Source organism: Streptomyces sp. NPDC060198 (assembly GCF_042728415.1).
Classification (GTDB): Bacteria; Actinomycetota; Actinomycetes; order Streptomycetales; family Streptomycetaceae; genus Streptomyces.
In genome coordinates, this window is sequence record NZ_JBHWZJ010000255.1 from 1 (window position 1) to 10,197 (window position 10,197).

Below are 10,197 nucleotides of genomic sequence, written 5' to 3' on the forward strand. Positions count from 1 at the left end.
CCCCCGAGGCGCCCCCTTCCCGCCCGACCACACTCCGCCGGAGCCGCACCATGCGTTTCGCCACGTACGAACATCAGGAGCACCGCCGGGTGGCGGTCGTGGAAGAGGACGGCACCCTCTTCCCTCTGCCCGGGGTCACCTCGCTCACCGCACTGATCCAGGAGACCTCCGGCCTGCCCGCGCTGCTCGACGCCGGATCGACGGCTCTCGACGGGCCGGCCGGCCCGCACGTCTCCCAGGTTGGTCCGCTTCCCCCGCTCCAGCCCGCTTCGGTACGGGACTTCGTGACCTTCGAGGAGCACGTGGAGGGGGTGCGCCGGTCCGTGGAAGGCGTCGGCGGCGTCCCCGAACAGTGGTACGCGGCCCCGACCTTCTACTTCACCAACCCACACGCGATCCACGGTCACCTCGACGGCATCCCGGTACCGCCCGGCTCGTCCGTCCTGGACTTCGAGCTGGAGGTCGGAGCCGTCATCGGCCGCGAGGGCCGTGACCTGACACCACGTCAAGCCCGTGACCACATCGTCGGCTACACCGTCTTCAACGACTGGTCCGCACGCGACCTCCAGAGCGCGGAGATGAAGGTCGGCCTCGGCCCCTGCAAGGGCAAGGACACCGCCACCACCCTGGGTCCGTACCTCGTCACCGCCGACGAGCTGGAGCCCCACCGCGACGCGGACGGCTTCCTGCGGCTGGCCATGACCGCGGAGATCAACGGCCGGGTGGTCGGCGAGGACCTGCTGTCCCACATGAGCTGGACCTTCGAGGAGATGACCGCCTACGCCTCCCGCGGCACCCGGGTCGTCCCGGGCGACGTCCTCGGCTCCGGTACCTGCGGCAACGGCGGCTGCCTCGCCGAACTCTGGGGCCGTCGCGGCGAACAGTCCCCGCCGCCGCTGAAGCCCGGTGACACCGTCACGCTCACCGTCGAGGGCCTCGGCGTCCTCACCAACACCGTCGTCGAAGGCGCCGCTCCCGTCCCGCTGCCCACCGGACGCCGCCGCCTCCGGGAGCGGCCGTGACCGACCCGCACTCCAAGAGGCTGCTCGGAAAGGTCGTCGTCGTCACCGGCGCGGCCGGCGGACAGGGCGCCGCCGAAGCCCGGCTGCTCACCCTGGAAGGGGCCCGTGTCATCCCCACCGACGTGACCGGCGCACCCGGCTGCCGACGCCTCGACGTCACCAGCGAAACGGACTGGGCCGAACTCGCGGACGAACTGCGGGAGTCGTACGGGCAGGTGCACGGCCTGGTCAACAACGCCGGCATCACCTGGCGGGCCCGACTCGGCGACGTACGCCCGGCGGACATGGCCCGCGTCCACGCGGTCAACGTCACCGGTCCGCTCCTCGGCATGCAGCATGTGGCGCCGCTCATGCGCCCCGGCTCCTCCATCGTCAACGTCGGATCGTCCGCTGCCCTCACCGCTCACTACCCGGTCGCCTACACGACCAGCAAGTGGGCACTGCGCGGCCTGTCGAAGACCGCTGCCCTGGAGCTCGGACCGCGCGGCATCCGCGTCAACACGATCCATCCCGGTTACATCGAGACCGGGATGACCGCCTCGGCCGCACCCGCGTTCCGCGAGGTGAACGTCCGCGAGACGCCACTGGGCCGCACGGGCACCGTCGGCGAAGTCGCGCCGCTGGTGGCGTTCCTGTTGTCCGACGACGCGTCGTTCATCACCGGTGCGGAGATTCCGGTGGACGGCGGCATGACCGCGCACGGCGGCGTCAAGTCCGTCTCCGACGCACTGCGCGAAGCCCCCAACTGAAAGGCGCCACGCACCCATGAACAAGGTCCGCGCCGACGCCGCCGAAGCGGTCGCCGACATCCCCGACGGTGCCTCGCTCGCCGTCGGCGGCTTCGGCCTCAGCGGCGTACCCGAAACCCTGATACGCGCCCTGTACGACCGGGGCACGACCGGTCTGAACGTCGTCTCCAACAACTGCGGGGTCGACGGCCGCGGTCTGGGCATCCTGCTCTCCGCCGGCCGCATCTCCCGCGTCACCGGCTCCTACGTCGGCGAGAACAGGGAGTTCGCTCGGCAGTACCTCGGCGGTGAACTGGAGGTCGAACTCACCCCGCAGGGCACCCTCGCGGAACGGCTGCGCGCGGGCGGTGCGGGCATCCCCGCCTTCTACACCCCCGCCGGCGTCGGCACTCAGGTGGCGAACGGCGGCCTGCCCTGGCGGTACGCGGCCGACGGCACGGTGGCCGTGGCCTCCCCGCCCAAGGAGACCCGCGACTTCGCCGGCCGCGCCCACGTCCTGGAGCACGGCATCACCACCGACTTCGCCCTCGTACGGGCCTGGCGCGGCGACCACCACGGCAACCTGCTCTTCCGCCGTGCCGCCGCCAACTTCAATCCCCTCGCCGCCATGGCCGGCCGCGTCACCGTCGCCGAGGTCGAGGAGCTCGTCGAACCGGGCGCACTCCGCCCCGAGGACATCCACCTGCCCGGCATCTACGTCCAGCGGATCGTGGCCCTCACCGCCGCGCAGGCCGCCGACAAGCAGATCGAGAAGAGGACGGTACGCGTCTGATGGCCTGGACCCGCGACCAGATGGCCGCCCGTGCCGCCGCCGAACTCGCCGACGGCTCCTACGTCAACCTCGGCATCGGCCTGCCCACTCTCCTTCCGGGCCATCTCCCGCCCGGCGTCCACGTCGTCCTGCACTCCGAAAACGGCATCCTCGGCACCGGCCCCTACCCCGTCGAGAGCGAGGTCGACCCCGACCTGGTCAACGCCGGCAAGGAGACCGTCACCGTGCTGCCGGGTGCCTCCTTCTTCGACTCCGCGCTCTCCTTCGGCATGATCCGCGGCGGCCACATCGACACCGCGGTACTGGGCGCCATGCAGGTGTCCGAACGCGGCGACCTCGCCAACTGGATGATCCCCGGAAAGATGGTCAAGGGCATGGGCGGCGCGATGGACCTCGTCCACGGGGCCCGCCGCGTCATCGTCCTCATGGAACACACCGCCAAGGACGGCACTCCCAAGATCCTCGGCGAGTGCACGCTCCCCCTCACCGGCGAGCGGTGCGTCCACCGGATCATCACCGACCTCGGAGTCCTCGACGTCACCCCCGACGGGCTCGCCCTGGTCGAGACCGCCCCAGGCGTCACCGTCGAAGACATCACCGCCCGGACCGACGCCGCCGTGCGCGCGGACAGCGTCTCCGCGGCCTGCTGAGCCCTGCGACACCGCTGCCCCTCCAGCCCCCCGGCAACGCACTTCCTGGGATCGCTCGCACGCCAGAACACCCCTGCTCACTCACGGAGGCCAGATGCCCGTCACCTCTTCCCCACTCCACATCGCCGTAGTCGGCGGCGGCATCGGCGGACTGGCGGCCGCACTGGCGACCGCCCGCGCCGGCCACCGCGTGACGCTCGTGGAACGAGCCACCCGCTTCGGCGAGATAGGCGCCGGCCTGCAACTCGCCCCGAACGCCTCCCTCGCCCTCGACGAACTCGGCGTACTCGCCGCCGTACGGCACACCGCCGTGGCACCACCCCGGCTGGTGATGATGGACGCCCTCACCGGACACGAGGTCACGGCCCTCGACCTCCACGGCGCGGCCTACACCGACCGCTTCGCGCACCCCTACCTCGTCACCCACCGGACCGACCTGCACGCCGCGCTGCTGACCGCCTGCCAGGAACATCCAGGCGTCACTCTGCGCACGGGGCACACCGTCACCGAGGCGGAACAGAACGGCTTCGGCGTCCACCTGACCTTCGCCGAGAACCACGCGGAACTGACCGCCGACGCGGTGGTCGCGGCCGACGGACTGCACTCCCGCCTGCGCCGGTCGTTGGTGAACGACGGAGAACCGGTCTGTTCGCGGTACGTCGCCTTCCGCGGCGCCCTCCCCACCGGGAAGATGACCGGCCCGATGTCCCGACACGCCGCCTCGGAAGCGGTGATGGTCTGGGCCGGGCCACGCATGCACCTGGTGCAGTACCCCGTACGCCGCGGCGAGCTCTACAACCAGGTCGCCGTCTTCGAGAGCGACCACTACACCCCGGACTCCGACGACTGGGGCACCGAAGCCGAACTCGAGGAGCGCTTCGCCGGCACCTGCCGGGCCGTGCGGGACGCCCTCCCCCTCATCTCACGCGACCGGCGCTGGCCCCTCTACGACCGCGCCCCGATCGACACCTGGGTGCACGGCCGCATCGCCCTCCTCGGCGACGCCGCCCACCCCATGCTCCAGTACCTCGCACAGGGCGCGTGCCAGGCACTCGAGGACGCGGTGGCTCTCGGACAGGCTCTCGGCCAGTGCTCGGACCCCGCTGAAGCCTTCGCCGCGTACGCGGACCGGCGCCGCGAACGGGCGGCCCTCATCCAGACCAGCGCCCGCCGCTTCGGCGAGATCTGCCACCTGGAAGGCATGGGAGCCACCCTGCGCAACCAGCTCCTCTCGTCACGCGGCCCCGAGGCGTTCGACGACATCTCCTGGGTGTGGACCCCCACCCCCTCATCTGCTCCCGCCCTGTGAACCGGCTCGCCGAGGAGGACACCGTGACGACCGACGACAACGCCTACAAAGCCCTGGAGAGCCTGGGAGCCGCCCCGCTGTGGCGCTTCTACGGCAACCTCTTCCCCGCACAGCCCAAGAGCCGCGCCGTGCCCTACCGCTGGAGCTGGCAGGAACTGCGGCCGCATCTGCTGCACTTCTCCGAAACGCTCTCGCTGGACGAGGCGGAACGCAGGGTACTCATGCTGGTGAACCCCGGCCTGACCGATCCGCCCGCCACCGTCAACACCCTGTACGCGGGACTGCAGATCATCCTGCCCGGCGAGACCGCCCAGGCACACCGGCACACGTCCAACGCCTTCCGCTTCGTCCTGGAGGGCAGCGGTGCGTGGACGACGGTCGACGGCGAGCGTGTCTTCATGTCGCCGGGCGACCTGCTGCTCACCCCCGGCTGGCACTGGCACGACCACACGCACGAGGGCGACGCTCCGATGATCTGGCTCGACGCCCTCGACTACCCCCTCGTCAACGCCCTGGAGGCGGGCTTCTACGAGAAGTACCCGCAGCGCCTCCAGCCCGTGACCCGACCGGACGACGCCGGCAGCAGGCAGTTCCTGCACGGTCGGCTGAACCCGGTCTGGCTCACCCAGGACGGCCCCAACTCCCCTGTGACCCGCTATACGTGGGAAGAGACCCGACGCGCTCTGGAGGGGATCTCCGACACCGCGGCAGGCAGCGACGTCGACGGCATCGTCCTCGAATACACCAACCCGTGGACGGGCGGCCCCGTCATGCCGACCATCGGCTGCCGCGTCCAGCGCCTGCGACCGAGTTTCCGGGGAGCCGGATCCCGGCACACCGCCTCCACCATCTTCAGCGTGGTCCGCGGTGAAGGGTCCACGATCGTGGACGGCGAGCGGTTGGAGTGGTCCGAGAACGACACCTTCACCGTGCCCAGCTGGACGTCCTACCGACACCTCAACCGCTCCGCCTCCAACGACGCCGTCCTGTTCTCCTACAGCAACGAGCCCGTCATGCGCTCCCTCGGCCTGTACCGCGCCGAAGACGCCGACCCCGGCGCCTGAATGAACCGCACCCCACCCGGACATCCCGTATCCGTATCCCGCAATCCGCATGCCGCAATCCGTAAGGAGGCCCAGATGCGTCTGGCCCTGTTCAACGACGGGCGACTCGGAGTCGTCGACGGCGACTACCTTGTCGACGTGACCGAGCAACTCGTCGGTACCGGCACACCCGGCCCGGCCGGAGCGCTGCACCGACACATCGAGACCACGGCCTGTGAGGGAGCTGCCCCGCTGGACCTCTCCGGCCTCACGCGCGTCCCGTTGGCCGAGGCTGTCCTGGAGGCGCCGCTGCCCCGTCCCGGCAAGATCATCGGGGCGCCGGTCAACTACCTGGACCACAAGGCCGAGATGGAGTACACCACCTCCATCGCGGACCTGGGCGTCTTCCTCAAGGCCAACTCGTCGGTCATCGGGCCGGGCCAGGATGTCCTCCTGCCCTACACGGACAAGCGCACCGACCAGGAAGGCGAGCTGGGCGTCGTCATCGGCCGCACCGCCACCCACGTCGACGCGGCCGACGCGCTGGACCACGTCTTCGGCTACACCTGCGTACTGGACATCACCGTGCGATCCGGCGAAGACCGTTCCACACGCAAGTCGTTCGACACATTCACACCGATCGGGCCCTGGATCGTCACCGCCGACGAGATACCGGACCCCGACTGCCTCAACCTGCGCTGCGACGTCAGCGGTGGCACCCGGCAGCGAACGAACACTGCGGATCTGATTTTCGGCGTCCGTGAACTGATCGCCTACACGTCGTCCGTCATGACCCTCCACCCTGGTGACGTGATCGCGACCGGTACACCGGCCGGCGTGGGGCCGCTCAGCCACGGCGACACGATCGTCCTGGACATCGAACGGGTCGGCCGTCTGGAAGTGGGCGTCGACGGAACCCTGGCCGTCCCCTACGCGCGGCGCCCCGGGCGTCGGGCGCGCTGACCGGCACCACCTCACATGCACGCGACCGGAACCCGCCCAGAGCAGAACACCTGCCGGTTCCGCCCACGCGTCTCCGCTTCCCCCACGTGGACGCCTCCGTTGTCTAGCTTCAACGGCGGCTGCTACCCCCTGAATGTCTCCAGCAGCCGCCATTAAAGCTAGATATTACGAGGGTGGGCGCGCTGCATCAATGGGATCAGGCCAGGCAGCCCGTCTGGGCATGACAGGGGTGTCCACGCATGGATAGCACCCGTGTCAGGACGGCATGGGGATGCCCTCCCGCGCGCAGGGCACCGGCCTGCCAGGTGATCCAGAGTACCCAAATGATGAACCCCATACGAAAGGCGGCACTGGGCAGGGATCGGGCCTCGTCGGTGTCGCCCTCCGTGGTGACGGTGGCGACGAGGGTGCCGTCGGCATCGACGGCCTGCCCGGCAAGTTCGGCAGCGCGGGCTGCGGGGCCCAGCTCTTGAGGCGGGCGTTCTCACGGTCGGTGGCCTTGAGGCGGTCGAGCAGGCCGGAGATCCTCGGGCAGTTTGGCACGGGGCGCGTTCAACTGGTCGGCGATAAGGTTCACCAGGTCGCGTTCGCGCGCCAGGTATCCGAAGCCCTCGGTTTCGACCGCGCCTTCCAGGCGGCGCATGCCGACGTCAACGGAGGACTCCGCAGTGAAGGCAACGGTGCCGATCTGGGCTTGGGCGGCTCGCCGGGGGTGTGGGCGGCGGCGTAGTCGTAGAGCGGGCTGTACAGGGCGCGGCCGAGGTCGTTGGCGGCCAGGATGTCGAAGCGGCCGTTGCGCAGGTAGGACGGCATCGGCATCTGGTCGAACATGCGCTGGACGGTCGGCCGCACCCTCGCCTTCGCCGGTGCACGCCTGGGGGCGCGGGGGGGGTGGCCGTACTCGCGGTACGGACCAGCCGGAAGAGGTGGTCGCGCTCGGCCTCGTCGAGCTGGAAGGCGTGAACCAGCCCGTCCAGCACGCTCTCGGAGACGCTGCCGACGGTGCCGCGTTCGAGGCGGGTGTAGTACTCCACGCTGATCCCGGCCAACAGGGCGGCCTCCTCGCGGCGCAGCCCGGTGACGCGGCGGCGCTCCCCGTACACCGGCAGGCCGGCCTGATCGGGGGGATCTTGGCCCGTCGGCTGGTGAGGAACGCGCGCAGCTCGTCCCGCGGGCTGTTGCGGCTGGAGTCGTTGGTGGCGGCCATGTCTTTCACGCTACGTCCCTGAGCGGAATGTGGGAGTCCCTGCCAGTACCCCGTTCACCAGTGCCTGGTACGCATGTGCGGGAAGTGGCGAAATGGATGCATGACGACCTCGGCCCGACCACTCACCAGCCCGCATCACACGGAGGCGGAGAGGCCCGCGCACCCGCGGGCCATCCTGGCGATCATCCTGGTCAGCTACTTTTTGATCCTGCTCGACAACTCCGTCATCTTCACCGGCCTGCCCTCGATCGCCGCGTCGATGAACCTCGACGCGGGCGGCCTGGCGTGGGTGCAGGATGCGTACACGCTCGCCTTCGGCGGGCTGCTCCTGCTGGGTGCGCGCCTCGGTGATCTGCTCGGCCGCCGCCGCGTGTTCGTCGGTGGCCTGGCGGTGTTCGTGACGGCCTCGTTCCTGATCGGCGTCTCACCGGCCGGATGGTGGCTGATCGCGGCCCGTGCCGTGCAGGGTGTCGGCGCTGCGGTCGTCGCACCCTCGGCCCTGTCTCTGCTGACCGCGAGCTTCCCGGCCGGTGAACAACGTTCCCGCGCCGTCGCGTGGTACGCCGCCACCGCCGGGATCGGCTCAAGCGCCGGCCTGCTGGTGGGGGGCGCCGCCGCGGAGTGGATCTCGTGGCGGGCCGCGTTCTTCATCAACGTTCCGCTCGGCATCGCGATGGCGGTGCTGGCGCCGCGCTACCTCCCCGTCCAGCAGCCCAAGCAGGGCCGCCTCGACCTGATCGGTGCCCTCGCCGCGACCCTGGGAACCAGTGCGCTGGTGTTCGGGATCATCGAGTCCGCCGAACGGGGCTGGTCCAGCCCCCTCGTCGTCACGGCGCTCCTGGTCGCCGCCGCCGTCCTGACCGCGCTGGTGCGCCACGAGGCGCGCGCCGCGCAGCCGATCATGCCGCTGCGGCTGTTCGCCGACCGGCGCCGCTGGGGTGCGTACGCCGCCCGCTTCCTCTACCTCGGCGCGATGATGGGCTTCTTCTTCTTCACCACCCAGCTCATGCAGGACGTGCTCGGCTTCACGGCGTTCCAGGCCGGCCTGGGCTTTCTGCCGATGACCGCGGTCAACTTCGCCGTCGCCACGCTCATCCCGCGCATCGTGCGCCGCTACGGTGACGCTCCCGTGCTCGTCGCCGGCATCGCCCTCACCCTGGCAGGGATGGCCTGGCTGGCACAGGTCGGCTCCACCAGCACCTATCTCACCGCGATCGCGCTGCCCATGGTCCTCATCGGTCTCGGCCAGGGCCTGGCCTTCGCTCCGCTGACCAGCTTCGGCATCATCGGCGTGCGAGCAAAGGACGCCGGAGCGGCGAGCGGCCTGGTCAACGCCGCGCACCAGCTCGGCATGGCCACCGGACTCGCCGTCCTCGTCGCCGCGTCGGCGAAGGCCGACGGCCTCGCCAGCGGCATCTCGACCGCCCTCACCTGGGGCACCGGCCTGCTCGCCCTGTGCCTGATCGTGGCCGTTACGACCATCGTCCCGGCTCAGCGAGCACAGAACGCTGCGAACCGGAAGGAGGTGCGGGCATGAACCGCATCCTGATCATCGGCGGCACCGGCAGTATCGGACGCCTCGTCGCCACCCGCATGGCCGAGCTGGGCCACCGGCCACGCGTGCTCACCCGCGACCCCGCCCACGCCCAGCTCTCACTGCCCGCCGCCGTCGAACTGACGGCAGGCTCCCTGGCCGACCCGACCGCCCTGCGCACCGCCGTCCAAGGCATCGACGCCGTCGTGATGACCCACGGCGCGCCCTACGGGTCCGACGACTACGCCGCGGTCGACTACGGCGCCGTGCCCGCGGTCCTCGACGCACTCGACGGACACCGCGTGCCCGTGGTGCTGATGAGTTCGATCGGCGTCACCGCCACCGGCGGGCCGTCGCGCGAACTGCTCGACTGGAAACGGCGCGGCGAGCGGCTCCTGCGAGCCAGCGGCCTGCCCCACACCATCGTCCGGCCCGGCTGGTTCGATGCCGGCAACGGCCCCCTCCAGCGCGTAGACCTGCGCCAGGGCGACCGAATCGAGTACGGGCCCGTCCGCCGCGACCACGTCGCCGAAACGATCGTCCAGGCCCTGCTGACCGAGTCCGCGACGGGCAGGACCGTGGAGGTCTTCTCGGTCGACGGACCGGCCGTCACCGACTGGCCGGGCGCCTTCCGGGCAGCCGAACCCGACCGCCCCGGCGACCTCGACGGCGCCCGCGACCGGCCCGGACCACACCTACGTACAGAACCCGAGCGAGTCCGCGCCGACCTGCGGCACCTCGCCCCCACCCTCCCCGACACCGAAATCTGAGGAAACAGTCATGAAGGCAGCCATCTTCCGAGGCGAGAAGCACATCGAGCTCGGCGAACGCCCCGACCCCACCATCCAGGACACGACCGACGCCGTCGTCCGCGTCGTGCGGGGCTGTGTCTGCGGTTCCGACCTCTGGTACTACCGCGGCATCAACTCCCACAAGGTGGGCAGCATC

At 70.5% G+C, this 10,197-nt stretch carries 9 protein-coding genes and 3 pseudogenes; 9 read left to right on the forward strand and 3 right to left on the reverse strand.

Annotated elements, in window-relative coordinates; genetic code table 11:
• Positions 1-50 precede the first annotated feature (50 nt).
• From ACFWEP_RS25180 to ACFWEP_RS25210, 7 genes are all read left to right on the forward strand, one after another.
• Entirely contained in the window at positions 51-1,022 is a 972-nt protein-coding gene (locus tag ACFWEP_RS25180; RefSeq protein WP_387373123.1) for a fumarylacetoacetate hydrolase family protein, read from the forward strand.
• Complete coding sequence (locus ACFWEP_RS25185) at positions 1,019-1,771, forward strand: SDR family oxidoreductase (protein WP_387373109.1); 753 nt, start codon at positions 1,019-1,021, stop codon at positions 1,769-1,771. Before ACFWEP_RS25180 ends, ACFWEP_RS25185 begins: the two co-directional genes overlap by 4 nt.
• Positions 1,772-1,787: 16 nt before the next feature.
• Positions 1,788-2,543, forward strand: coding sequence for a CoA transferase subunit A (locus tag ACFWEP_RS25190; protein ID WP_387373111.1), 756 nt, complete (start codon positions 1,788-1,790; stop codon positions 2,541-2,543).
• Positions 2,543-3,193: a CoA transferase subunit B gene (locus ACFWEP_RS25195; protein WP_387373113.1), complete on the forward strand. Its 651-nt coding sequence runs from the start codon at positions 2,543-2,545 to the stop codon at positions 3,191-3,193. The genes ACFWEP_RS25190 and ACFWEP_RS25195 overlap by 1 nt, the downstream gene beginning before the upstream one ends.
• Positions 3,194-3,287: 94 nt before the next feature.
• On the forward strand, positions 3,288-4,502 hold the full coding sequence (locus ACFWEP_RS25200; protein WP_387373114.1) for an FAD-dependent monooxygenase: 1,215 nt from the start codon (positions 3,288-3,290) through the stop codon (positions 4,500-4,502).
• Between the two features lie 23 nt (positions 4,503-4,525).
• A complete protein-coding gene (locus tag ACFWEP_RS25205) occupies positions 4,526-5,566 on the forward strand; it encodes a cupin domain-containing protein (protein WP_387373116.1) in 1,041 nt (346 codons plus the stop codon).
• 75 nt (positions 5,567-5,641) lie between these two features.
• Entirely contained in the window at positions 5,642-6,508 is an 867-nt protein-coding gene (locus ACFWEP_RS25210; RefSeq protein WP_387373118.1) for a fumarylacetoacetate hydrolase family protein, read from the forward strand.
• A 346-nt stretch (positions 6,509-6,854) separates the two neighbouring features.
• Here the strand turns inward: ACFWEP_RS25210 and ACFWEP_RS25215 are convergent.
• From ACFWEP_RS25215 to ACFWEP_RS25225, 3 pseudogenes are all read right to left on the reverse strand, one after another.
• Positions 6,855-7,202 (reverse strand): annotated as a pseudogene (locus ACFWEP_RS25215) (alanine--tRNA ligase); the annotation flags it as partial.
• Between the two features lie 83 nt (positions 7,203-7,285).
• Positions 7,286-7,339: pseudogene (locus ACFWEP_RS25220) on the reverse strand (hypothetical protein); the annotation flags it as partial.
• Positions 7,340-7,491: 152 nt separating this feature from the next.
• Positions 7,492-7,611 (reverse strand): annotated as a pseudogene (locus tag ACFWEP_RS25225) (transcriptional regulator); the annotation flags it as partial.
• 204 nt (positions 7,612-7,815) lie between these two features.
• Here ACFWEP_RS25225 and ACFWEP_RS25230 point away from each other — a divergent pair.
• Positions 7,816-9,252, forward strand: a complete 1,437-nt coding sequence (locus ACFWEP_RS25230) for an MFS transporter (protein ID WP_387373120.1) — start codon at positions 7,816-7,818, stop codon at positions 9,250-9,252.
• On the forward strand, positions 9,249-10,019 hold the full coding sequence (locus ACFWEP_RS25235; RefSeq protein WP_387373121.1) for an SDR family oxidoreductase: 771 nt from the start codon (positions 9,249-9,251) through the stop codon (positions 10,017-10,019). Before ACFWEP_RS25230 ends, ACFWEP_RS25235 begins: the two co-directional genes overlap by 4 nt.
• Positions 10,020-10,197: the final 178 nt, after the last annotated feature.

Excerpts from the sequence above, each read along its gene's own strand:
- ACFWEP_RS25180 (WP_387373123.1), top strand. The coding sequence starts at position 51 with ATGCGTTTCGCCACGTACGAACATCAGGAGCACCGCCGGGTGGCGGTC.
- ACFWEP_RS25190 (WP_387373111.1), top strand. The coding sequence starts at position 1,788 with ATGAACAAGGTCCGCGCCGACGCCGCCGAAGCGGTCGCCGACATCCCC.
- ACFWEP_RS25195 (WP_387373113.1), top strand. The coding sequence starts at position 2,543 with ATGGCCTGGACCCGCGACCAGATGGCCGCCCGTGCCGCCGCCGAACTC.
- ACFWEP_RS25200 (WP_387373114.1), top strand. The coding sequence starts at position 3,288 with ATGCCCGTCACCTCTTCCCCACTCCACATCGCCGTAGTCGGCGGCGGC.
- ACFWEP_RS25210 (WP_387373118.1), top strand. The coding sequence starts at position 5,642 with ATGCGTCTGGCCCTGTTCAACGACGGGCGACTCGGAGTCGTCGACGGC.
- ACFWEP_RS25230 (WP_387373120.1), top strand. The coding sequence starts at position 7,816 with ATGACGACCTCGGCCCGACCACTCACCAGCCCGCATCACACGGAGGCG.
- ACFWEP_RS25235 (WP_387373121.1), top strand. The coding sequence starts at position 9,249 with ATGAACCGCATCCTGATCATCGGCGGCACCGGCAGTATCGGACGCCTC.